A 23,195-nucleotide genomic window follows, 5' to 3' on the forward strand; every position below is an offset into this window, starting at 1 on the left:
CTCATGATGAATTCCGAAGATCGCGCGGCCTTTCTGGCCGAATTCGATGTTTCACGTGAAACATCGGAAAGATTGGACGCCGTGATCTTAACTCTCGACGCGTGGCGGCAACGCTCCAATCTGATTGGACCGCGTGAGTGGCCGCAGATATGGAGTCGCCATGTAGCCGATTCCTATCAGATTTTGCCATTTATTCCGGAAACAACGCGGATCGTCGATCTGGGTTCCGGCGCGGGATTTCCCGGACTGATCATTTCTGCGGCCCGGCCACAGAGTCATGTGACCATGATGGAAAGCGTCGGGAAGAAATGCGCCTTTCTCCGCGCAGCTATCGACGATGCTGGTCTCAATGCGTCGGTTTATCAGGGACGGATTGAGGCTGCGCCGAATTCCACCGCGGATATTATCACTGCGCGGGCGTTTGCGCCCCTTCCAAAACTGCTCGACTACGCCGCTCCCTGGATGGAAAACGGTGCAACAGGGGTTTTTCTAAAGGGCGAACGCTGGAAAGAAGAATTGACGGACGCCCAACAAAGATGGAACTTCGCCTATGAGGCGATTCCAAGTCGCACTGGTGGGTCAGGCGTGATTTTGATCGTGAGGGAGCTCAAGCGTGGTCAGCGGTAAACCTAGAATCTTTGCAGTCGTGAACCAAAAGGGCGGGGTCGGGAAGACAACGACGTCCATAAATCTCGGTACGGCGTTGGCGGCTGTGGGCCGGCGCGTCCTGATTGTCGATTTCGATGCGCAGGGCAACGCCTCCACAGGGCTGGGTATTGAGCGCCAGGACCGGCATCAGACATCCTATGATGTTGTCGTGGACCGGATCCCGCTGGAAGAAGCGGTTCTGTCAACGATTGTGCCGCGTCTTGACATTGTTCCGGGCGATGAAAACCTCTCTGGTGTAGAAACCGAACTGGCCAATGACTCTCACCGGTCCTACAAATTGCGCGACGCGCTGCATGATTATGTTCAGCGGTCTGTCCAGGGCGGACTGGTCCAGTATGACTATATTCTGATTGATTGCCCGCCATCGCTGTCCTCGCTCACTTTGAACGCGATGACAGCCGCCGACGCACTTCTGGTTCCGCTACAGTGTGAGTTCCTGGCGCTGGAGGGCCTTAGCCAATTGCTTCGCACGGTGGAAGTTGTGCGCTCTGGCCTCAATCCCAATCTCGAAATCCAGGGCGTCGTCCTGACCATGTATGACCGGCGAAACAATCTGTCCGACCAGGTCGCCGACGAAGTGCGAGCCTTCTTTGGCGCCAAGGTCTACAATACGGTCATACCGCGAAATGTGCGCCTCTCCGAAGCGCCATCTTTCGGCAAGCCGGCCTTGTTGTATGACTATCGCTGTCCAGGTAGCGAGGCCTATATCCGTCTCGCATCCGAAGTCCTTCAAAGAGAGAAAGCCCGCGCGGCCTGACCCATATGAGTGACGATACCAAGAGCAAACCTTCCCGTCTTGGACGCGGCCTGTCTTCCCTGATTGGGGAAGTGGAGGCTGTCTCTCCGCCTGAAGCACGCACTGCAGGTGGGAGTAAGGGCAGCTCCAACGAAATCGCGATCGACAAGATTCGCCGAAATCCGAAACAGCCTCGTCGGACCTTCGACGAGGCCGCCCTTCAGGAACTCGCGGAATCCCTGAAATCCAAAGGCGTTCTCCAGCCTATTCTGGTCCGTCCGGATCCCAAGGAAAAGAACGAGTATCAGATCATAGCGGGGGAGCGTCGGTGGCGCGCCGCCAAGCTGGCCGGTCTGACCAGTATTCCCGCTGTTGTACGGGATACCGACGAGTTGGAACTACTCGAGATCGGCATCATCGAGAATGTTCAGCGCGCAGACCTCAACCCAATTGAAGAAGCTGAAGCCTATGAGGCGCTGATGAAGCGCTTCGGTCGAACTCAGGACAGTCTTGCCACAAGCGTCGGCAAAAGTCGGGTTCACATCACAAACACCCTGCGCTTGCTGCAATTGCCAGAAGGCGCTCGAGAGTATGTTCGTGATGGCAAGGTCACGGCGGGACACGCGCGCGCGGCGCTGGGTGCGCCCGATCCGGAAGCGCTGGTGGAGCTTGCTGTTGAGAAAGGCCTAACGGTTCGCGAAGTCGAAGCGCATGCCAAGGCTGCTCGCGAAGACACGCCCGTTGAAACCAAATCCGCCCGACTCAAGTCAGAGGAAAAGGATGTCGACACCGAAGCCCTCGAGGCGGATCTCTCCCGGTCCATCGGACTGGATGTAGACATCCGCCACGGCAAGAATGGCGGCGAGCTTCGCATCAAGTATCGCGACCTGGAACAACTTGACGACGTCTGCAGACGTCTGACTGCCAAGCGCAACATTCTCTGAACGTCAGCTTGCAATTTCGGCGGCGCGGGCGATTTCATTCATCAGTACACGGATTACTGGGTCCGCACTGCCTGACCCGGACTTGGCTTGCTGTTCTGCTTCATAGATTCGTTCCATCACCCGCATCAGCCGCTTGGTCGGCCACTTCCTGAGGCGCGCGCTGAACAGGCCCCATTCGCTTTGCCAAACGGGCGGCCGGAGTTTCATGCCGGGATTCGATTGGCCGGATGCAAGCCGAGACTGAGCGTCCAGCATGCGCATGGTTTCGAACTGAAGTGAACGCAGGATGGAAATCCCACTCGTGCCCGCAACAGCCAGTCGGTCGAGTGTGGTGTGGACGAGCGCCGGTTTGCCATCGAGCGCTGCGCGAATGGCGGCTGAAAGATTGTGATCCACATCGGTAGCGGACAAGGACCGGATATCATCCACATCAAGCGGTCGGCCCAGACCGCGCGCATAGAGGGCGAGCTTCTCGATCTCCGAGTTGGCCAGATTGCGATGGCCCGGCAGGTCGCCCACAAACAGTGCGAGCGCCTCGGGTGTGATCTGGACACTTTCGGACTTCAGCGCATCCTGAACCCGTTTTTCAATATCGCCCGCTTCGTCGGCGAACAGTTGCAGGCAGGCGGTCAGTTGGGCGGTTTCTGCGGCGGCGCGCAATTTCGAGCGCTTCTGCAGGCTACCAGCTTCGATTATCAGGCGGGCGGAATAATAGCCCTCCTGCGATTCACCTTTCTGAATGGCTTCTATCAACAGGGCGGCAATCTTGTCGCCGCTTGTCCGAACGCGGATGACGCGAGGGTCTCCCAGGAGGGATACCGCCTCGAGTCCGTCGAACAGGAGTGATGGGTCCTTCTTTATGGAGTCATCATCCAGTGTGGTGACATCCATATTGGCGCCTTTCGGCGTCCAGGCTTTGATCAGGGAAATCGCGGCATCGGAGGCAAGGCCGGAATCTTCACCGAAGGCCAGCACAGCCCAAACGGATAGTTTGGGCTTGCGGGCAAAATCACTCGCCTGTTTGCCCTTGAACAACATTATTCAACCGACAATTTGCGCCGCAGGTCGTCCACGATATTCTTCGCCAAGATGCCGGCCGCTCTCTCCGAGGCGCTCTTTTGGGCTGCTATGTCTCCATAAGTGCTGCTCGGTACCGCAAAACTGACTTCGCCAACAGCGTAGCCGGTCAACCGTTGTTCTTGGCCTTGAGACAAAGCGTAACGGCCCGACAAGGTAACATTTGATCTCGCCGCTGCGCCGTCTTGCTGGAATGCCAACCGAGTCAGATTTTCTTTCACCGTAATCTGGAGCGAGGCAGCCTCTGTCACGTTTGGCAATCCGATCGCCAACTCTTCCTGCAAGGCCCGGCGCAAGATGTATCCCGATCGGCCATCGATGGGTTCGACCGTGATGGCGCCGCCATAAGTGGCGCCCGCGCCCGTCGCATAGACCGGTTTGAATCCGCACCCGGCTATGAGGGCGAAGGCGACAAGAGCGAAGAACTGTTTCATGCCACCACGATATTCACGATGCGGCCGGGCACGACAATGGTTTTCTTCACGGACTTGCCCTCAATGAAGCTGGCTACATCCGCATGGGCTTTCGCAACGGCTTCGACGGAATCCTTGTCCATGCTCTTCGGCACGGTGATTTCCGCGCGGCGCTTCCCATTCACTTGAACCGCCATTGTGACCTCATCATCCGCCAGCAGGGCGGGGTCCGCCACGGGCCAGGGCGCTGAGGATACGAAGGCAGGTTGGCCCAGTCGTTCCCAACAGGCCTCGGCCAGGTGCGGTATGAACGGTGTCACACAGCGGGCCAGCATGGAGGCGCCTTCAATACGCGCGCCCAACACGGTGTCGCCAGCCGATTCAGCCTTTTTCAAAGTGGTGACCCATTCATGGATGGTGGCTACGGCAGAGTTGAACCGGAATTCCTCGATTGCCTTGTCGATGGCTGCTACGGCCTTGTGGTTCGCTTTCCGCAGCGCTGTGGAGTCGGCATCCTCGCCAGCGGCAGTGCTGGTATCCTCTGGCAGGGCATCGAACACGCTCCACAGGCGCTGGGCAAACCGCGACGCGCCTTCAACGCCGGACTGGGTCCACTCGACATCTCGTTCCGGCGGGGAATCTGACAGGACGAACCAGCGCGCGACATCCGCGCCGAACTGGCTGATGATGGCATCCGGGTCGACCGTATTCTTCTTGGACTTCGACATTTTCTCAATCGGACCTGCCGTCGCAATCGCGCCGGTGGCGGTCTCGATCCAGGTATCGCCATCGCGAGTGACTTCATTCGGCTCCAGCCACTTTCCGGCCGCAGACTTGTAGGTCTCGTGCGTCACCATGCCTTGCGTGAAAAGACCGGCAAACGGCTCGCCATTCGGCAAGTCCAGCAGGCCGACATCGCGCATCGCCTTGGCGATGAAGCGCGCATAGAGCAGGTGAAGCACCGCATGCTCGACGCCGCCAACATATTGGTCGACCGGCATCCAATAGGCGCGCTCTTCCAGATCGTTTGTGCTTGCAAAGCGGGAATAGTACCAGGAGCTGTCGACGAAAGTGTCCAGCGTGTCTGTCTCGCGGCGGGCGGCCTTGCCGCATTTCGGGCAATCGACATGTTTCCAGCTTGGGTGGCGCTCCAGCGGATTGCCGGGCTGGTCGAAGGAAACCTCGTCCGGCAGTTTCACCGGCAGATCGGCTTCCGGCACTGGCACGATGCCACAGTTTTCACAATGGATGACCGGGATCGGGCAGCCCCAGTAGCGCTGGCGCGAGACGCCCCAGTCACGCAGGCGATAGTTCACCTTGCCTTCACCGAGCCCCATGGATTCGATTTTTTCAATGGCGGCGCGCTTGGCGTCATCAATCGCCATCCCGTCAAGGAAGCCGGAATTGAAGATGCTGCCGGGGCCGGTATAGGCCTCGTTTTCAACATCGAACGTGGCAGCGTCAGCGTCGGCCGGCAGCACAACGGGCGTGACGCTCAGGCCGTATTTCCGGGCAAAATCGATATCGCGCTGGTCATGCGCCGGGCAGCCAAAAATCGCGCCGGTGCCGTACCCCATCAGCACGAAGTTCGCGACCCATACGGGCAGGGCCTTCGTGTCGTCGAAAGGGTGTTTGACGGTCAGGCCGGTATCGAAGCCAAGCTTTTCGGCCTTTTCGATGGCTTCTTCGCTGGTGCCGATCTGTGCGCATCTTGCGCGGAACGCTTTCAGCTCATCCGATTGCTCCGCCATTTGGACGGTCAGCGGGTGATCTGGCGACAGGGCAATGAAACTCGCGCCGAACAACGTGTCCGGACGGGTTGTGAAGATCTCGATGCCTTCGCCAAATCCGGATGGCGCGGTGCCATCGAATTCGAACCGCATCTGGAGCCCTTCCGACCGGCCGATCCAGTTCGCCTGCATGGTGCGCACCTTTTCAGGCCAGCGCTCCAGCTTTTGCACTTCGGTCAGCAGGTCTTCGGCATAGTCGGTAATGCGGAAGAACCATTGCGTGAGCTCGCGCTGTTCCACCAGCGCGCCCGAGCGCCATCCGCGCCCGTCGATGACCTGTTCATTGGCCAGCACCGTATTGTCGACCGGGTCCCAATTCACTTTCGAGGCCTTGCGATAGACGAGGCCCTTTTCCAAGAATTTCAGGAACAGACCCTGCTGGGCGCCGTAATATTCCGGGTCGCAGGTCGCGAATTCCCGGCTCCAGTCGAGCGACAGGCCGAGCTTCGAGAACTGGGCCTTCATCGAGGCGATATTCTGATAGGTCCATTCGCCCGGATGAACATTGCGCTCCATGGCGGCGTTCTCGGCCGGCATCCCGAACGCGTCCCATCCCATTGGATGGAGCACATTGTAGCCCTTGGCGCGCTTGTGACGCGCAACGACATCGCCCATCGCATAATTGCGCACATGGCCCATATGCAGCCGTCCGGATGGGTATGGGAACATCTCCAGCACATAGGCCTTGGGCGCATCACCCGCCTCGGCTGGAGATTTTGCGTGAAAGAGTGCGGCCTTTTCCCAAGCTGCACGCCATTTCTGTTCCGCGATTTGCGGATCGTAACGGGTCGCCATGCCCCTGACCTTTCCGGATTATTGGTTCAGCCGGAGCTTAGCCCAGCTGGGAATTCTTCAGCAGTCGTGCCCGATCCAGAATCTTGTTCTCAAGCTGGAGTGCGGTTTCCGGATCAACGACAGCATCGGTCCACTCGCCGGCTTCGCTCTTTTCCTGACGGAACACGGAAACTTTCACGCCATCTGCACGCAAACGCGTATCAAGGATGTAGACCGTGACTTTGACGCGTTCGTTTGGCGCGGCGGCATATGCCTTCCAGTCATACGTGATCAGGCCACCGATAGGGTCGGCCGTTGCCACCGGAAGATCATCGAACGTGTCGAGCGAGGCGCGCCAGAGATATGGATTCACGCTGCCGATATTTTGCTGGATCACGCGGGCTTCGGCGTTGCCGCCCGATTTGGACTGGCAGCCTGAAACCATCAGCATGCCGGCAATCGCCGCAGAGAAAACATATTTGACCATGAAGAAAGTTCCTGAGTGCAAGACCTTGTTGACGGCGGTTTGTATAACAAGGGGTTTACGGGCTCGCCAGTGCTGATCTGCGTGTCGCCCCCATGGAGGACCGGTATGAAATTCGCCCAAATCTCCGTTCTCGCTTTGGCGCTTGCCGGCCCCGCCGCGCATGCGCAATGGGAGGACGACTGGAATCCGTGGGAAACCGAAACCGATCTGGGTGCCAGTCTGGTAATGATGCCGGAGGCTGACGAGCAAATTCTGGCGCGTACCTGGGCTGGCGTATCGACCAATCGAATCCTGGATAGCGGCCTCGAAATCGGCGCTGCCGGTCGGGCTGAACTTCAGAAGGACCACTCCCAACGGGCCGGATTCAGCGGTGTACCGGTCGGTATGGAGGGGAACGGTCTGGGGTTGCAGGGCGCGTTCACTGGGCTGGCAGTCGGCGTTCCGCCAAATGACACCGAAACCCGAGCCGAAATTGAAACGGCTTACATATATGTCGAAGGTGGCTATGGGCAGCTCCGGTTGGGGCGGGACCTGGGCGTTGCGGCGCGTTTTCAGGAAGGCGCACCCTCCGTTTTTGATACGCTTGCCAGCGGTCGTCAGGTGTTGGACCCAACAGGGTTGGACATGGTTACGACACGGCATGACCTGACGGGGCCGTCGGTGAAGCTTTCTTACGCGACACCTCGCCTGGTGGGAGTGCGCGCGGGTGTCAGCATCACGCCCAAGGCGGATGTCCGCGGCCTCGACCGGGATGCTGACCGTAATCTGCCTGGCGCTGCACCCCTAACAATCACCAATGCGGTTGAAGGGTCCATCAATGCCTCCCGCCTTTTGCGCAGCGCGGGCGTAAGGCTGAGCGGTGCCCTTGCAGCAAGTACCGCAGAGATTGAGACGCCGCCCTACGCATCGAATTTGTATGACCGTGTCACGACCTGGTCAGCGGGGACAAAGGCGGAATTTGACACGATATCCATCGGTGCAACGTGGCTCGTCTCCGACAATGGCATCAAGACGGGGGGTGACTATGAAGCGTGGACTGTGGGCCTGACCAAGTCGGTGGGCGATTACCTGATAGGGGCCGAATACGGATTCGCGGAAGATGATCTGACAGGCTTGGAGCGAGATGCATGGAAATTGGGCGTCTCGCGAAATGTCACAAAACATGCAAGATTCACCCTTGGATATGCGGACAACGGCCTGAACCTGTCGCCAACTAACGCTTTTGGCGTTTCGGCGGGTAAAAATTCCCCTGAGGGGATTGTGATAGAAATCACACTATCGGACTAGAATAGCGGGTCTTTCAGATTCTTAATCTTCTCTTTACCTGCCCCTCCGACTATTTCTTGGAGCAGAGGTAAATTCGATGAAGCTGGGCTTTGCAACTTTCGTGATCGCGCTAACCGCGCTGGCTTTGCCAGCCGCGGCGCAAGATGACGTGTCTGCACCCGCCATGGAAATGGCAACGCCTAGTATATCTGAAACCTCGGCCGCGCAGTCCGAATGGTATCGTCAATTCGCTCAGGCCAAACCCGCTAGCACCGAATCTGTCTGGCAGGCCCAACCTGACCGCGAATTCTCAATGCAGTTTGGCGGCAATGCCCGTTGGCAACTGAACCTCGACAAGGTCTCCCGTACAGACCTTTCTCCGCTACCGCGTGAGGAAATGCAGGCGGGTGCGACCTTCAAGATTACCCCGCGATTCTCGGTTGGCGGTGAAGTCAGTGTTGGCACGGACGAGTTGAATGACACGTCCACATGGGAGTCTCGCGAAGTCGAAGCGGGTATCCGGCTGAAGTCTGCCTTCAAATTCTAGGATCTGAACGGGTCCCTTATTCCTTCAATCGCTGCCAGGCCTGCTGCATCGCTTATGCTGGCGGCATTGCGCGAATTGATTCCGCCCAACCCGTAGATTGGTAACGCGCTTTGCCGCGACAGGCAGCGTAACGTGTGTGGCCCCATGGGCGCCGCGGCGGAGGGGCTATTGGATGGGAACACTGTAGACACCAGTGCCGCATCGAACACGCGTGCATCAATCTTTTGCAATTCGGCGCGGCCATGAGCGCTTATGCTCATCAGATCGAACCGGTCGCGCCATTTGCGGGCCTCGTGTCGCCGGGCATACGGCCAATGCACGCCCGCTGCGCCAACTTCAATTGCCAGGTCGGGATCGGCCGAAACCAGCAAGGCAAGTCCGCGCTTGTTTGCAATGTCAGCAAGTTGGCGCGCCTGCCATACACTGTGCCGTGCCCCGAAGTGACGGTAAAGAATGCCCCAGCCTGCGGGAAGGTTTTCTGCAACTGAGACCGGGTCCGGTGTCCGTTGCGGATCGGTCAGGAAAAGGGCGGGTGGCAACCAGGATGGCAAATGCCGCCGCGAGCGTCTCGCCGCAGAGATCAGCTTGCGTCTCGGCTCGTCTTGGGGTTTCTGCGCCATCAAGATGACTGATACGGACTTCCCCGGAATTGCCAAGCGCCGCGCCGAGATCCTCGGCGATCTTGCTGCTATTGCTGAAACACCGCCCATGCTTGTGGCTGTGACGAAAACCCAATCCGATGCGGCACTGGAAGAGATCCTCGCGGCAGGGCACCGCGTCTTCGGAGAAAACCGCGTACAGGAAGCATTCCAGCATTGGGAAACACGGCGGGCGGATTATCCGGATCTGGAATTGCGGCTGATTGGCCCTTTGCAATCGAACAAGTCCGAGGACGCAGTAAACCTGTTTCATGTCATCGAGACGCTCGACCGACCAAAGCTTTGCCGCGAACTTGCCAAGGCCGAACAGAAGTCTGGTTTGAAACGGACTTATCTGATCCAGGTGAATACCGGCGAAGAGCCGCAGAAGGCTGGGGTTGCCCCAAGAGACGTCGAAGCGCTGCTCCGCGTGGCGCGGGAGCAAGGACTGGATGTGACTGGTCTGATGTGCATCCCCCCGGTTGATGAGCCGGCTGGTCCCCACTTTGCCCTGCTGGCCAAGATCGCCAAGCGTCTCGAACTCCCCCAGCTCTCCATGGGCATGAGCGCAGATTATGACATCGCTACGCGCTTTGGAGCGACGCATGTGCGGGTTGGGTCTGCTCTGTTTGGCCCGCGTGACTCTTCTGCCTAGAACGAGATTTCGATCTCGGCACCCGGCACCATCAATTCCAGCAAGGTGAGCAAGTCATTCTGCTCGAGCGCAATACAGCCTTCGGTCGGCCCGAAATTCGGCCGGGCCAGATGCATGAAGATCGCGCTGCCAAGGCCCGGCGTCACCGGATCATCATTGTAGCCAAGTTCGACAATCACATCATAGACATGATCGTCGCGCCATAATTTTTCATGGCTTGCCGAAAATGGCAGGGATACAGGCCGGTTGTAGAGGCGGTGATCCGGCGCATCGCACCACCCATCATAAGGTTTCAACGGCACTAGGGGGAGGCTGGTGACGGGCGGGTCCAGACGGTCCGGCCTGAAGAAGACATTCCGCACCGGCCACGTGCCAGCCGGAGAGGCCCCGTCGCCCTCGCGCTTTTGCGATGCCTTCACCACGCCGCCTTTGCCCAGGACGCAACGGGCCGTAAAGCCCGGCCCGGAAAACTTGCCGGTTTGCGTTGCGGTGAATTTCATGCTCACGGACTGCTCCCACACTTGTGATTGCGCGTTAGGCAAAGTCATATGGCATTTGACAGCAGCCGCAATACACAGCGACGACCGAAATTAGGAGACGCCCGTGACAGGTAACAAGACGATCCTGCTGGTTGACGATGATCAGGACCTGCGCGAAGCGCTCGCCGAGCAATTCGACTTGCACGATGGCTTCACCACATTGCAGGCCGCCAATGCGAACGAGGGCATCACTCACGCGCTAGCCGAACGAATCGACCTGATCCTGCTCGATGTCGATATGCCGGACATGGATGGCCGCGAAGCCTGCAAGCAAATGCGCCAAAAGGGCGTGCGTGCACCGATCATCATGCTGACGGGACAGGATGGCGATGCAGATACGATACTCGGCCTCGAATCCGGCGCGAATGACTATGTCACCAAGCCCTTCAAATTCTCTGTTCTGCTGGCGCGGGTACGTGCGCACCTGCGCAGTTTCGAACAGTCTGAAGACGCGACCTTCCAGGTCGGGCCTTACGAGTTCCGCCCGTCGATGAAGTTGCTGGTGACCGAAGATGGTCGCAAGGTGCGACTGACGGAGAAAGAAACCAACATCCTGAAGTATCTCTACCGCGCACAGGGCAAGCCGGTCGCGCGGGATGAGTTATTGTCAGAAGTCTGGGGCTACAATGCGACGGTCACCACGCACACGCTGGAAACCCATATCTACCGCCTGCGCCAAAAGGTCGAGCCTGATCCGGCCAATGCGCGCCTGTTGCTGACAGATGCCGGCGGTTACCGCCTGCAGCCCTAGACTTTCATCTCAACGCTGATGGGCGCGTGATCTGAGGGTTTCCAGCCGCCGCGCCAGGCAAGGTGGACGCGGTATGTGTCCAGCCGGGTGTCCGGCAGGGCAGCCGGGTTCATCCAGATATGATCCAGCCTGCGGCCCCGATTGCTCTTGGCCCAGTCTTTCGCGCGATAGCTCCACCAGGAATACAGTTTCTGATGGTCTTCAACGGCCAGTCGGCCGATGTCAGCGAACCTCGCCTGACTGCGCGAATCTTCCAGGCGTTCTGTCTCGCCCGGCGTGTGCGAGATGATCTTCAACATCTGCTTGTGTGACCAGACGTCATTCTCGTGCGGCGCGACATTGAGATCGCCGACAAGAACGCGCGGTGTTGTGGTCTGCTTCTTATAGCCAGGTCCAAGCCGCTCAAGGAAATCCAGCTTGTGCGCGAACTTGTCGTTCGTGTCGGCGTTCGGTTCGTCGCCGCCAGCCGGCAGGTAGATATTGTGGATTTCGACGCCTGCCACTTTTGCTGCGATCACACGGGAATGCCCGTGGCGGCACAGATCTGGGGCCTCGATACGTTCGATCGGCAGGCGCGAAGCAATGGCCACGCCGTGATGACCGCCTTTCTGACCGTTCAGGACCAGATGTGGCAGACCCATTTCCCGAAAAGCCTTTTCAGGAAATTCCCCGTCCTGGCATTTGGTTTCCTGCAGACAGATTACGTCCGGCTGCTCAGCGGCGACGAAGGCTTCCACATTGGGGGCGCGCAGGCGGACCGAATTGATGTTCCAGCTGACGATCTTGAGTGAATTTGACATTCGGGCTGCGTAACAGTGTTTCCAGAAACGTCAACGCGCCCGAGCGCGGGGAAGCTCGGACGCGTCAGACGCTTGCTTTGCACGTCTCGTCGGGAGGGGAAGGCTCCGACGGTGACAACGCATCTGGTCGCAGCGGGGGGTCAATTGCTGCGCGGGGTAGCTGCGTCGTCCACAGTTGCAAAGATGTCACTCTCACAATTAAATTCAAGTGAAAATTGTGTTATATGCTTGGCTGTGTCGTCAGGGGTCCAGTTTTCCGGCGCCAGCGGTCAAGTTCGACCTCAATTCTCGTCAAAATCCTTCATTACGAAGAGGCGCGGGTTCAGGCGCTTGCCGGATTCGACATTCGTCAGTTGTACGGAGGTGAGGCTTCCGCCGCTATCCATCGTGCGCCATCCGGTCAGCGACATATCACTTTCCATCAACAGCAGGGTCAGCGTGCCGTCCATTTCACCGGACTTGTCCCGCAGTGTGATTTCGACCCGACCATTGCGGTTTTGCACGTCGAGCACGTCGGCTTCGGTGGCAAAATCGATGTCGTCATCCAGCAACAGTGCGAGCGGGGTCGTGCCGAGGGGGACGCGATCCGTGGTTTCCAGTTCGGAATCCTGAATCGCCACAGTTGTACCGTCGCTCACGACGAGAAGCGGGCTTGGGGCGTCATATTCAAACCGCACCTTGCCAGGTCGCGAAAGGGCGAACCGCCCAGTCGATTCAGTATAGTCAGGCGCAAGTTGCTCAAACGTACCGCTCGCGGTCTCCACGGCGGCCAGCGCGGCCGAAGCGCGTTCCAGCAGGTCGGCGCGTTGTTTGTCTGTCAGGCCAGCAGGCTGAGCGACTTGCGGAGCAGGGGCTGCGGTATCGGTGACCTGCAGGCCCATTGCGAAGGGGGACGTGGCGATCGCGGTGATTGCGCCAAGGCTTGCCAGGAAATTCAACATTGTGCGGTCTCCTCAATTCGTTGACCAATGGACCTACACTTAAGCGCGACAGGCTTGCAGAAACAGGGCGCGAAAAAGGTATTTTCGTCGCTTTTCGTTGCACCGCATTCAGCTTCACCCAATCGCATGTCCAGATTGACTGCCAGATGAACGCGCACAGCCCGTTTGGTGTCAGGACCGCGCCTTGCGAAATGCGGGTCTCCAGCCCATGTTCCCTGCAGATATCCAAGGAACACGCTCACATGACTGAAATGGCTTCGCTTCATACCAAAGACACAACCGACCAGGATTTCATGGCCGATGTTGTGGAGGCGTCCGAGCAACAGCCCGTAATCGTGGATTTCTGGGCGCCGTGGTGCGGACCGTGCCGGACGCTTGGGCCGATCATTGAAAAGGCGGTCGAGTCCCGCAATGGCCAAGTCAAGCTGGTCAAGATCAATATCGATGAAAACCCGGCCTATGCCGGGCAGCTTGGCGTACGTTCCATTCCGGCCGTCTATGCGTTCGACAAGGGCCGCCCCGTCGATGCCTTCATGGGCGCACTGCCGGAAAGCCAGATCAATGCATTCGTCGAGAAGCTGCTGAGCGGAACCGATGCCGGCAAGATGATTGCCGGGGCATTGGAACAGGCTGAAGCTGCTAGCCAGGCGGGAGACATTGGCACAGCGGCGCAGATCTATGCGGCTGTCGTTCAGCAGGAGCCAGAAAACGTCACAGCGATCGCCGGGCTCGCTCGCCAATGGCGACAAGGAACGCGCCACGGCGACGCTCGACATGATCCCCGAGGACAAACAAAATGACAGCGCCGTCAAAGGCGTCCGCACTGCCATTGAAATGATGGGTGATTCGGCGGCCGAACCAGACGAGTTCGAAGCCGCGCTTTCAGCCGTCCTTGCCAATCCCGATGATCACGACACGCGGTTCGAGTTGGCAGAGAAGTATGGCGCGGCTGGCCGGTTCGGGGATGCGATTGATCATTTGCTGATCATTCTCGGACACAAGCTCGACTGGAGCGAAGGCAAGGCCAAGGAAAAGCTGCTACAGATGTTCGAGGCGGCAGGGGCGACAGACCCGGCAACCGTCAGCGGTCGTCGCCGTCTTGCATCGCTGATGTTTGCCTGAGGGAGCATTCGCTCCACATCTCTTTTCAGGCCGATCCAGAAAGAGACGCAATCCGATGACCCAGCCGAGCTTCACGCGTATTTCCGAACTGCCGGAACAGCTGGCGATCTTCCCCCTGCCCGGCGCGCTCCTGTTTCCGCGCTGGCAGTTGCCGCTGAACATTTTCGAACCGCGTTACCTCAACATGATTGATGATGTCATTCAGGGCGACCGCATGATCGGCATGGTCCAGACTATCGGGGGCACACGAGCCAAGCCGGATATTGCGCAAACCGGGTGCGCGGGACGTATTACGGCCTGGTCTGAAACAGGGGATGGTCGCTATCTGATCACGCTGTCGGGAATTGCGCGGTTTGATGTCTCCAATGAGCTTTCGGTGATGACGCCCTATCGGCAGGTGACGCCCGATTGGACGCCCTATGCCGAAGACCTGAAAGATGTCCCGCCTGCGCGCTTGCCGGACCGCAAGCGTCTCGTCGGTGCGTTGCACGACTATACCGAGACACACGATATGGCGACGGACTGGTCTGCAGTGGAAGAAGCCCCGCTCGAAACCCTGGTGAATGCACTTTGCTCGGGATGTCCATTCTCCGTGATGGAGAAGCAGGCGCTCGTTGAGGCGCCCACCTTGAAAGATCGCGCGGAAACGCTCATCACCCTTCTGGAAATGGATGTGTCCGGCCAGGATGGCGGCACGCTGCAATAGGGGCGTTCATGTCTGAAGATACCGGGAAAGAAATTGGCGCGCCGCGCAAGGGCCCGTCCGGGGTTGATCCTCGCTTGCTGGAAATCCTGATTTGCCCGGTCAGCCGCCAGCCGTTGAGCTATGACCGCGCCGCCGACGAGCTGGTCTCGCCAAAGGCGCGGCTGGCCTATCCGATCCGCAATGGCATTCCGATCATGCTGGCGGATGAGGCGCGCGATCTGGACGAAACCGCTCCTCACGATGAGCCCGGCGCATGAGCGATCCATCCTGGCCTGCTCGTCTGGCTTTCCGGAAATCCGCACAGGAATTATTTATCGAATTCGACGACGGCGTATCTGGAGTCATCGGCTACAAACGCCTGCGCGAGGAAAGCCCGTCAGCGGAGGTCCGCGGTCATGGCAGCGGTCCACGTCCTCCCCAGCCGCCGGTGCCGGAGAATATCTCCGTGCTCGGCGCCGAACCGGTCGGGCGCTATGCCGTGCGCATCCGATTCTCTGACGGACATGATTCCGGGCTGTATACGTGGAAATTCCTGCGGGAACTGGTCGTGCCAGCCTAACGCATCAGGCTTGGCAGGTGATCCTGATCCGCGCTGGCCTGGCGGGCCATGGCTCGCCTGAGTGGGGTCACCCGTTGCGCCAGTGTCAGGGCCAAGCCCCGCAGAGGCTTCAGCAGATTACTGTCATTGGTAAAGGCCCGGTCAATCCCATCCATGAACATCGCCGCGGCCGTTGCATCAAACCGGCGCCATTTTTCATAGCGCTCTAGGCTGACATCCGATCCCGGATCAAGGCCGACGTCGCGAGCGTCGCACATAACATCAATCAGCGCGCCGACATCCTTGAAGCCGAGATTCAGTCCCTGCCCGGCGAGCGGATTGATCCGGTGCGCGGCATCGCCCACGAGCGCTGTACGCGGGCCAACCATGCGCGTTGCCAGCTGCATGACGAGTGGATAGGCCGAATACGGTCCGTCGATCTCCATGGGGCCCGCAAAATCTGCAAAGCGCGCATTCAGTTCGGCATTGATGTCCTCGACAGACATGGCCGCGATGGCTTCGGCCGCGCCGCGTTTCATGTACCAGGCGAGGTTCGCTCGATTGTCCGGCATCGGCAGGGTCGCAAAAGGCCCTTCCGGTGTGAACAGCTGGCGCGCAATGCCTCCATGAGGGCGGTCCAGCTTCACATTGGCGGCGAAGACGGACTGATTGTAATCATGCCCTTCGGTCTGGATCCCGACGGCGCTTCGCACGGATGATTTCATCCCGTCACACGCGGCAACCAGCCGGGCGTGGATTTTGCGCCCATCAGAGAGAGTCAGGCTGGCACTAGCGGGACCGATCTCCATCGACTCGAACAGCTTGCCCTGCACCCACTCTATTTCACCCGCCTTCTCGCAGGCATCGTCCAAGGCGGCCTGAAGGTCAGCGGCCGGAACCATCTGTCCAAGGGGCTGGCCATCGGGATCATCCGGCAGGTCGTCATTGCCAAACAGCACTCCGGGCACGCCGAACCAGTGGGTTCCGCCGTCGATCGCTTCCAGTCCGTTCAAAGGCTCGGTTGATCCGCGCAACGCGTTGGTCACACCTGCCGCGTCCAGCAGCCGCCAGCTGCCGCGTACGATGGCAAAGGTCCGGGTGTCCTTGCGTACCGGAGCATTCGGGTCCCGAGCGTCAACAAGTATTACAGAAAAGCCCCGTTGCGCGGCCAGAATGGCCAGTGTGGTGCCGACCGGTCCGGCCCCCACTATGGCAAGGTCATACACGCGGTCAGACTGAGCAGCTGTTTTGGTCATGGTCTTTAGCTAAGTGCCCTCCTGCCAATCGTCCAGCGATGATGGAGATTTAGGCGATTCGCCGCATCACTGCCCATGCTTTGACCATGCCTTACCTGAAAAACCGGTCTGCCCCCATGGTGGTGCGACATTCCCTCAAGCTCACAATCATATCGGTTCTGGGAGAGCACGGGGGGTCCCGAGCTCTGCAGTCTCGTGACGAAGGAGGGGCCAGATGGGCCAACTACTAAAAAATACCATACGCGGAGCAGCGCTGCTGCCAGCCGCACTATTGGCGGGGGCAGCCGCCTACGCTCAGGATGCAGACATCGAGGCGCGGCTTGCCGCGCTGGAAGAGGGCGTAGCGGGAAGCGCCAGCGCCTATGTCGACAACAGCTACCTGTTTCTGATCGGCGGTATCATCGTGATGCTGATGGCAGCAGGTTTCTGCATGCTCGAAGCAGGGCTTGTGCGTTCCAAGAACGCCGCCATGCAGTCCACCAAGAACGTCGCTCTCTATTCCATTGCCGGTCTCATGTTCTGGGTCGTCGGCTACAACATGGCCTATCCGGCTGAATCGATTGGCGGCCTGCTCGGCACCACACCCGGACCTTGGGATGGTGGCGATCTGAGCGTCGAAAGCGACGCAGGCTATGCCCCGGCCTCCGACTGGTTCTTCCAGATGGTGTTTGTCGCAACAGCTGCGTCCATCGTATCCGGTACAGTGGCAGAGCGCGTGAAGCTCTGGCCTTTCCTGATCTTCACCGCAATTCTTACCGCTTTCATCTATCCGGTCGTCGTGTCTTGGGAATGGGGTGCAGGCTACCTCGACTCCGCATGGGGCTTCTCTGACTTCGCTGGTTCTACGCTGGTCCACTCGACCGGTGGCTGGGCGGCGCTCGCAGGTGCCATCATCATCGGGCCTCGCATCGGCAAGTATTTCGGCAAGCAGGTCAATCCGATGCCGGGCAACAACATCCCGCTCGCCGCACTGGGTACATTCATCCTGTGGTTCGGTTGGTTCGGCTTCAACGGTGCGTCCCAACTGGCAGCCGGTACGGCCGCAGACATCAACTCCGTGTCGCAGATCTTTGCGAACACAAACCTCGCAGCTGCGGGCGGCGTGATGGCGGCGATGTTCACGACTGCCATCCTCTACAAGGGCAAGGTCGACGCGACCATGGTGTTCAACGGTGCTATCGGTGGGCTTGTGTCCATTACGGCAGAACCGCTTGCACCAAGCATGCTGGCTTCGGTCCTGATCGGTGGTGTGGGCGGCGTCCTGGTCGTGATCTTCGTGCCACTGCTCGACAAGCTGAAAATCGATGATGTGGTCGGCGCTATTCCGGCTCACCTCGTTTGCGGCATCTGGGGCACGATGATCGTCCCATTCTCCTACACGAACGCCATCGCGCCGAATGAAGCGGGTGACCCAAGCTATCTTGGCCAGCTGGTTGGTGTGGTTCTGACCGGTGTCTTCGTGATGATCGCCTCTTCGATTGTCTGGTACATCCTGAAACTCACCATCGGCGTGCGTCCGACGGCCGAGGAAGAAGAGATGGGCCTCGACAAGGCAGAAATCGGCCTCGAAGCCTATCCGGAATTTGCGAACTAGGTTCATAAGATTACCCAACGAAAAGCCCCGGCAGAGCAATCTGTCGGGGCTTTTTATTGGTCTTTGCGGGGTAGGATCAGTCCTTAGGACTCATCGTCCGGCATGATCACTGTATCGACGGCATGAATAACACCGTTCGAAGCCTGGATATCAGCCGCCACAACCGTGGCATTGTCGATCATCACGCTGTCGTCCGTCTTCGTGACGGCGACGTCAGAGCCAGCCAGCGTAGCGACATTCATTTCGCCATTGGTGATATCGCTGCTCAGAGTTTCGCCTTCGACCACGTGTGCTTTGAGGATTGCGGTCAGTTTGTCATTTGCTTCACCGGATTTCAGCTTTGAAACCAGATCGGGGTCGAGCTTTTCAAAAGCCGCATTGGTCGGCGCAAACACTGTGTATTTGGTGTCGCTATCCAGTTCACCGGTCAGGCCAGCCTGCTCTACAAGAGCGACCAGGGTTGTGAAGCGAGGATCTTCCGAGGCGATATCGGAAATCGTGCCCTTCATGGCGAGATCAGCCATGGCCTCGGTCTCTGACGCATAGTCCGGGCCGCCCATACCGATTTCGGGCTCTACTTCCATATCAGTTTCTGCGGTTACCGAAGCGTCCATATTTGCTTCAGCGGAGCCATCAGCCGTCACGTCAGCAGATTGCGTCTCGTCCCACTCATAGGATTTCGTGTCGCCTGCCGGGCCTGTCTGTTCCGGATTGGTAATAGCGGGATCATATGTTTCTGTGGCACCGGTCGTCTGCTCAGCCTCCATTTCCGCGTTCGTGGTCGTGTCAGCCTGTGCCATCACCATTGTGTCGTCGGATTCAGCAGAAGCCTGTTCAGGTACATCCATATCGGACTGGACAGTGAAGAGGACATCGCTGGTGGCGTCGGATGCCGCCGGATCTTTCAGAACCTTCAGTTGAAGTGCGTTCAATTCGTCAATCGACAGCTCGTCAATGTTTTGAACATCAGAACTTTCTTCCATTTCGGCGGAGGCGTTAACGTCCATGTCGGTTGTGTTAGGTTCCTGCGCGGTTGCGGCCATACCCGTTAACAGGGCGATGGTTGCGGGGATAATCAGTGTGCGTTTCATATCGAGCTCTCCTTTGGTGTTGGTCTCACGCAATCAATGAGGCCGTGGAGGCTCTGGTTCCTTATATTACGGAGAATACATACGCGTGCAGATACGGGATCAGCCTGGCTGATTCAGATCAAATCGCGACGGTTTGCTCGTTTTGAGCCCGTTTTCGCGAGGTCCAAAAGATTAACAGCCTTCCTGCAGAAGTTTTACCGGCATTTGCCGGGCGTTAAGCGTATTGGGTCAAAGTGATGGCTCCCGCGACACAAGTGGAGCAGCCCCACCTCATGACAGACTATGTTTATACCGAAGACGATATCCCGAGCGTCAGCGACCCGGTCTGGCGGATTCTCACAGGGGCAGCGGCATTCGGAATAGGCGTCTTCATATGTGGTAGCGTGGGGTCCTACATGCCAAGCGATCCGAGCTGGAACGCCGCCACCGATGCAGAAGTCCAGAATCTGTTCAGTGGCCCTGGTGCCATCTTCGCGGACTTGTCCCGTCAAATGCTTGGCTGGTCTGCCTGGGCAGCGGGTCTTGCCATGATGATCGGCGGCGCCATGCGCACCGTGCTGATCGGCGTTCCGCGTTTGCGCCGCTGGATGACGGGCCTCGCTTTCGTTCCACTGTCGGCCGCCTTCTTTGCCGCCTGGCCTGTGCCGGAAAGCTGGCCATTGTCGGCGGGTCTTGGCGGCGTCGTGGGTGATGCGCTCTTCTATTATGCCTCCATGCCGTTCCGCGCGCTGCTGCTGCCATCTCCGAACACATGGGCGGGCGCCGTCCTGGGCGCGGCCTCCGCTTGGGCCGCCCTGTCGGCACTGGGTTTCCGACGCCGCGATGCACACCTCCTTCATCAGGCGGCAACCAAGTCCGGACGTCATGCAGCACGTCAGGCCACCGGCATTGGTGGGTTCCTGGTTTCGGTTGTGTCCTTCCTCAAGCCGAAGCCGCGCGATCTGGATGACGAAGAGCTGGACGCAGATCACGATACGGGACGCGCACGCGTCATCAAGGGCGACGACGAATATGTCGACGCAGACCCCTATGATGTCGACTATGATGACGAAGACGAAGTCTATGATGAGGAAGACGAGACGTCACTTGATGATGAAGACATGTATGAAGACGAAGATGACGGGATCGCGCCGATTCAAACGCGTCGCCTGTCCGTACCCGTCTCCAAGCCGAAACTGCCAAGCCAACCCCGTGTGACGAAATCGGACCGCCGCCGCAAGTCCACGCGCCTGCCCTCGATCGACTTGCTCCAGATGCCGGAAGAGCGCGGCGATACGGTGGACGAAGATGCACTGCTCGAGAAGGCTGCGCGCCTGACCGACGTCCTGAAGGAATTCGGTGTACGCGGCCGCATCAAGGAAGTGCGTCCCGGCCCGGTCATTACACTGTTCGAAATGGAACCAGCTCCGGGCGTCAAATCTTCCCGTGTGATTTCCCTGGCGGATGACATTGCCCGCTCGATGAGCGCGATCTCTGCCCGTGTGGCGGTGGTTCCCGGCAAGAATGCGATTGGCATCGAGCTGCCAAACGAAGACCGCGACACGGTTTACCTGCGCACGCTGCTTCAGGCCGAAGCCTATGTCGGCACACGGGCCAGCCTGCCAATGGCGCTCGGCGAAGACATTGGCGGCGTGCCAACCGTGGTCGACCTTTCCAAGATGCCTCACTTGCTGATTGCGGGTACGACGGGTTCGGGCAAGTCGGTCGGCGTCAACGCAATGATCCTGTCCCTGCTCTATCGTCACTCGCCGGAACAGTGCCGTTTCATCATGATCGATCCGAAAATGCTCGAACTGTCGATCTATGAGGGCATTCCACACCTGCTTGCGCCGGTTGTGACCGATCCGAAGAAAGCCGTGAACGCCCTGCAGTGGACCGTCCGCGAGATGGAAGGCCGCTATGAGCTGATGTCAAAAGCGGGCGTCCGTAACCTCGCTGGCTTCAATGACAAGGCCGCCAAGTACCGTGCCAATGGCGACGAACTTGTCCGCAAGGTCCAGACCGGATTCGATGAGCGCGGCAAGCCAATCTACGAAACGGAATCTCTGCCAACGGATCATATTCCGAATATTGTTGTTGTGATCGACGAGATGGCCGACCTGATGATGGTCGCAGGCAAGGAAATTGAAGGCTGCGTCCAGCGCCTCGCCCAGATGGCCCGTGCGGCTGGTATTCACTTGATCACGGCAACACAGAGACCATCCGTAGACGTTATTACGGGTACGATCAAAGCGAACTTCCCGACACGGATTTCCTATATGGTCACGACCAAGATCGACTCACGGACGATCCTGGGCGAACAAGGCGCCGAACAGCTGCTCGGTATGGGCGACCTGCTCTATCAGGCCCCCGGCAAGAAATCCCAGCGCCTTCATGGCCCGTTCGTGTCAGATGAGGAAGTCGGCTCGGTTGTTGACTGGCTCAAGGAACAAGGCGAGCCCGACTATGTCATGGACGTGCTCGAAGCGCCCGAAGATGGCTCCACGGGGTCTGCCGTCATGGATGCCATGCTCGGGACGAGCACCGGCGACGAAGACGACGATCTCTATTCCCAGGCGCTTGCCATCGTCGTTCGCGACCAGCGCGCCTCGACCTCCTATCTGCAGCGCCGCCTCAAGATTGGCTACAACAAGGCTGCAGGCGTAATCGATCGCCTCGAAGAAGAAGGCGCGATCTCTGCGCCGAACCATGCCGGCAAGCGCGAAGTTCTCGCAAGCGCGCGGCCAAGCCCCGAATAGATCCCACGAGCTTTGGTGGGAAACAAAGGACGAGCCTCCATCCGACGCAGAAGCGGGTGGGGGCTCATTTCATTTGCGGGCCCTAGCCCATTGGATACATCTGGTCTTTGGTGACGGCATCGCACGCCTCCATCACGTCTGCGGAGAGTTCCAGGTCTGCGGCTGCGAGAATGTCGGCCAACTGATCGAATTTCGACACGCCGACAACGGTGGAGGCGACGAAATCATGTTGTTTCGACCATGCTGTGGCCAGCGTCACGGGTGCCATGCCCGCATCCTTCGCGATGTCCATGAAGCGCCGCGTGGATTCCAGCGACTTTTCGTTGACGAACCGCCCGGCCATTAAGGTCTGACGCCCGCCATGTTGCAAATAGGCTGAGAAACGCGCGCCTTCGGGCAGGGCACCATCCTGATACTTGCCGGACAAGACGCCCCCTGCCAACGGCGAATAAGGGATAAGGCTGACACCTTCGCGGCGACACACTTTGGCCAATGCATCTTCAAAGCGGCGATTGTTCAGGCTGAAATTGTTCTGAATCGTGTGATAACGCACCGTACCGAGCCGGTTGGAGCTCTCGATACTCTTCATCAGGCCCCAGGCATCTTCATTGCTACAGCCGACGATGCGCACTTTTCCTTCGCGAACGAGATCATCAAGGGTCTCCATCGTTTCGTCGAAGTCCGTGCCATGATCTGGCCAATGGGTCTGGTAGAGATCCACATAGTCGGTTTGCAACCGGGTCAGGCTGGCATCGATGGCGCGTCGGATATTATGCCGGTCCAGCGCCGTCATCTCGCCGCGCTGCGATCCCTTGATCCAGCCATGCGACGGCCCGCACACCTTCGTCGCCACGATGAGGCGGTCGCGGTCTTTGGTCTTCATCCAGCGGCCAAAGATTTCCTCGGTCCGCCCAGCCCATTCAAGCTTTGGCGGCACCGGGTAGTTCTCGGCGGTGTCATAGAAATTGATCCCAGCCTCGAAACAGGCATCAAGAATCTTGTGGGCTTCGGCTTCGTCCGTTTGGGCGCCGAAAGTCATCGTGCCCATGCAGATGTCGGATACGTAAATGGCGCTCTTGCCAAGGCGGCGGTGTTTCATGGCGGTGACTCCCTCTTATCGGGA

Annotated in this window: 25 protein-coding genes; 14 read left to right on the forward strand and 11 right to left on the reverse strand. The window is 58.8% G+C overall.

The window, feature by feature from the left end:
• Window positions 1-3: 3 nt before the first annotated feature.
• From rsmG to B2P82_RS10625, 3 genes are read left to right on the forward strand one after another with little or no spacing between them, the layout of a single operon-like run.
• Window positions 4-627, forward strand: a complete 624-nt coding sequence (gene rsmG / locus B2P82_RS10615) for a 16S rRNA (guanine(527)-N(7))-methyltransferase RsmG (protein ID WP_290496996.1) — start codon at window positions 4-6, stop codon at window positions 625-627.
• Window positions 614-1,426, forward strand: coding sequence for a ParA family protein (locus B2P82_RS10620; RefSeq protein WP_034813061.1), 813 nt, complete (start codon window positions 614-616; stop codon window positions 1,424-1,426). The genes rsmG and B2P82_RS10620 overlap by 14 nt, the downstream gene beginning before the upstream one ends.
• Before the next feature lie 5 nt (window positions 1,427-1,431).
• A complete protein-coding gene (locus tag B2P82_RS10625) occupies window positions 1,432-2,349 on the forward strand; it encodes a ParB/RepB/Spo0J family partition protein (RefSeq protein WP_206991718.1) in 918 nt (305 codons plus the stop codon).
• A 3-nt stretch (window positions 2,350-2,352) separates the two neighbouring features.
• On the opposite strand, the gene holA is transcribed toward B2P82_RS10625, so the two are convergent.
• The 4 genes from holA to B2P82_RS10645 are packed head-to-tail and all read right to left on the reverse strand — an operon-like array spanning window position 2,353 to window position 6,890.
• On the reverse strand, window positions 2,353-3,387 hold the full coding sequence (gene holA, locus B2P82_RS10630) for a DNA polymerase III subunit delta (protein ID WP_290496997.1): 1,035 nt from the start codon (window positions 3,385-3,387) through the stop codon (window positions 2,353-2,355).
• A complete protein-coding gene (gene lptE / locus B2P82_RS10635; RefSeq protein WP_290496998.1) occupies window positions 3,387-3,860 on the reverse strand; it encodes an LPS assembly lipoprotein LptE in 474 nt (157 codons plus the stop codon). Before lptE ends, holA begins: the two co-directional genes overlap by 1 nt.
• A complete protein-coding gene (gene leuS / locus B2P82_RS10640) occupies window positions 3,857-6,424 on the reverse strand; it encodes a leucine--tRNA ligase (RefSeq protein ID WP_290496999.1) in 2,568 nt (855 codons plus the stop codon). Before leuS ends, lptE begins: the two co-directional genes overlap by 4 nt.
• A 37-nt stretch (window positions 6,425-6,461) precedes the next feature.
• Window positions 6,462-6,890 carry a DUF3576 domain-containing protein gene (locus tag B2P82_RS10645; RefSeq protein WP_034813069.1) on the reverse strand — a complete coding sequence of 143 codons (429 nt, stop codon included), beginning with the start codon at window positions 6,888-6,890 and terminating at the stop codon, window positions 6,462-6,464.
• Window positions 6,891-6,995: 105 nt separating this feature from the next.
• Between B2P82_RS10645 and B2P82_RS10650 the strand changes: the two genes are divergently transcribed.
• A complete protein-coding gene (locus B2P82_RS10650; protein ID WP_290497000.1) occupies window positions 6,996-8,177 on the forward strand; it encodes a porin in 1,182 nt (393 codons plus the stop codon).
• Between the two features lie 76 nt (window positions 8,178-8,253).
• Entirely contained in the window at window positions 8,254-8,703 is a 450-nt protein-coding gene (locus B2P82_RS10655) for an NtrZ family periplasmic regulatory protein (protein WP_206991723.1), read from the forward strand.
• Here B2P82_RS10655 and B2P82_RS10660 read toward each other — a convergent pair.
• Window positions 8,700-9,323, reverse strand: a complete 624-nt coding sequence (locus B2P82_RS10660; RefSeq protein WP_206991724.1) for a thiamine phosphate synthase — start codon at window positions 9,321-9,323, stop codon at window positions 8,700-8,702. The genes B2P82_RS10655 and B2P82_RS10660 overlap by 4 nt on opposite strands.
• A gap of 4 nt (window positions 9,324-9,327) precedes the next feature.
• Here B2P82_RS10660 and B2P82_RS10665 point away from each other — a divergent pair, with 4 nt between their 5' ends.
• Entirely contained in the window at window positions 9,328-9,996 is a 669-nt protein-coding gene (locus tag B2P82_RS10665) for a YggS family pyridoxal phosphate-dependent enzyme (protein WP_290497001.1), read from the forward strand.
• Here B2P82_RS10665 and B2P82_RS10670 read toward each other — a convergent pair.
• Window positions 9,993-10,496 (reverse strand): L,D-transpeptidase family protein, encoded by a 504-nt coding sequence (locus B2P82_RS10670; RefSeq protein WP_290497021.1) that lies wholly within the window; start codon window positions 10,494-10,496, stop codon window positions 9,993-9,995. The two genes, B2P82_RS10665 and B2P82_RS10670, sit on opposite strands and share 4 nt — an antisense overlap.
• 103 nt (window positions 10,497-10,599) lie before the next feature.
• Between B2P82_RS10670 and B2P82_RS10675 the strand changes: the two genes are divergently transcribed.
• Complete coding sequence (locus B2P82_RS10675; protein WP_290497002.1) at window positions 10,600-11,286, forward strand: response regulator transcription factor; 687 nt, start codon at window positions 10,600-10,602, stop codon at window positions 11,284-11,286.
• On the opposite strand, the gene B2P82_RS10680 is transcribed toward B2P82_RS10675, so the two are convergent.
• Window positions 11,283-12,086, reverse strand: a complete 804-nt coding sequence (locus B2P82_RS10680; protein ID WP_290497003.1) for an exodeoxyribonuclease III — start codon at window positions 12,084-12,086, stop codon at window positions 11,283-11,285. The two genes, B2P82_RS10675 and B2P82_RS10680, sit on opposite strands and share 4 nt — an antisense overlap.
• A 281-nt stretch (window positions 12,087-12,367) precedes the next feature.
• The gene (locus tag B2P82_RS10685; RefSeq protein WP_290497004.1) at window positions 12,368-13,027 is read right to left on the reverse strand and encodes a LolA family protein; all 660 of its coding nucleotides are present in this window, start codon (window positions 13,025-13,027) and stop codon (window positions 12,368-12,370) included.
• 242 nt (window positions 13,028-13,269) lie between these two features.
• Here B2P82_RS10685 and trxA point away from each other — a divergent pair, with 242 nt between their 5' ends.
• Genes trxA through B2P82_RS10710 form a run of 5 tightly spaced genes read left to right on the forward strand, consistent with a single transcriptional unit; the run spans window position 13,270 to window position 15,414 of the window.
• Window positions 13,270-13,827 carry a thioredoxin gene (gene trxA, locus B2P82_RS10690; RefSeq protein ID WP_290497005.1) on the forward strand — a complete coding sequence of 186 codons (558 nt, stop codon included), beginning with the start codon at window positions 13,270-13,272 and terminating at the stop codon, window positions 13,825-13,827.
• Complete coding sequence (locus B2P82_RS10695; protein ID WP_290497006.1) at window positions 13,802-14,149, forward strand: tetratricopeptide repeat protein; 348 nt, start codon at window positions 13,802-13,804, stop codon at window positions 14,147-14,149. The genes trxA and B2P82_RS10695 overlap by 26 nt, the downstream gene beginning before the upstream one ends.
• 55 nt (window positions 14,150-14,204) lie before the next feature.
• Window positions 14,205-14,855 (forward strand): LON peptidase substrate-binding domain-containing protein, encoded by a 651-nt coding sequence (locus tag B2P82_RS10700; protein WP_034813092.1) that lies wholly within the window; start codon window positions 14,205-14,207, stop codon window positions 14,853-14,855.
• A gap of 8 nt (window positions 14,856-14,863) precedes the next feature.
• Window positions 14,864-15,112, forward strand: a complete 249-nt coding sequence (locus B2P82_RS10705) for a Trm112 family protein (protein WP_206991730.1) — start codon at window positions 14,864-14,866, stop codon at window positions 15,110-15,112.
• Window positions 15,109-15,414, forward strand: coding sequence for a gamma-butyrobetaine hydroxylase family protein (locus B2P82_RS10710; protein WP_290497007.1), 306 nt, complete (start codon window positions 15,109-15,111; stop codon window positions 15,412-15,414). The genes B2P82_RS10705 and B2P82_RS10710 overlap by 4 nt, the downstream gene beginning before the upstream one ends.
• On the opposite strand, the gene B2P82_RS10715 is transcribed toward B2P82_RS10710, so the two are convergent.
• Entirely contained in the window at window positions 15,411-16,649 is a 1,239-nt protein-coding gene (locus tag B2P82_RS10715; RefSeq protein WP_290497008.1) for an FAD-dependent monooxygenase, read from the reverse strand. The two genes, B2P82_RS10710 and B2P82_RS10715, sit on opposite strands and share 4 nt — an antisense overlap.
• A gap of 214 nt (window positions 16,650-16,863) precedes the next feature.
• Between B2P82_RS10715 and amtB the strand changes: the two genes are divergently transcribed.
• Window positions 16,864-18,243 (forward strand): ammonium transporter AmtB, encoded by a 1,380-nt coding sequence (amtB, locus tag B2P82_RS10720; protein ID WP_290480276.1) that lies wholly within the window; start codon window positions 16,864-16,866, stop codon window positions 18,241-18,243.
• A gap of 83 nt (window positions 18,244-18,326) precedes the next feature.
• Here the strand turns inward: amtB and B2P82_RS10725 are convergent, their stop codons facing one another.
• Window positions 18,327-19,334, reverse strand: coding sequence for a fasciclin domain-containing protein (locus B2P82_RS10725; RefSeq protein WP_290497009.1), 1,008 nt, complete (start codon window positions 19,332-19,334; stop codon window positions 18,327-18,329).
• A 272-nt stretch (window positions 19,335-19,606) separates the two neighbouring features.
• Here B2P82_RS10725 and B2P82_RS10730 point away from each other — a divergent pair, with 272 nt between their 5' ends.
• Window positions 19,607-22,072 carry a DNA translocase FtsK gene (locus B2P82_RS10730; protein ID WP_290497010.1) on the forward strand — a complete coding sequence of 822 codons (2,466 nt, stop codon included), beginning with the start codon at window positions 19,607-19,609 and terminating at the stop codon, window positions 22,070-22,072.
• Window positions 22,073-22,154: 82 nt separating this feature from the next.
• Here the strand turns inward: B2P82_RS10730 and B2P82_RS10735 are convergent, their stop codons facing one another.
• On the reverse strand, window positions 22,155-23,171 hold the full coding sequence (locus tag B2P82_RS10735) for an aldo/keto reductase (RefSeq protein ID WP_290497011.1): 1,017 nt from the start codon (window positions 23,169-23,171) through the stop codon (window positions 22,155-22,157).
• Window positions 23,172-23,195 lie beyond the last annotated feature (24 nt).

Source organism: Hyphomonas sp. UBA4494 (assembly GCF_002388935.1).
Classification (GTDB): domain Bacteria; phylum Pseudomonadota; class Alphaproteobacteria; order Caulobacterales; family Hyphomonadaceae; genus Hyphomonas.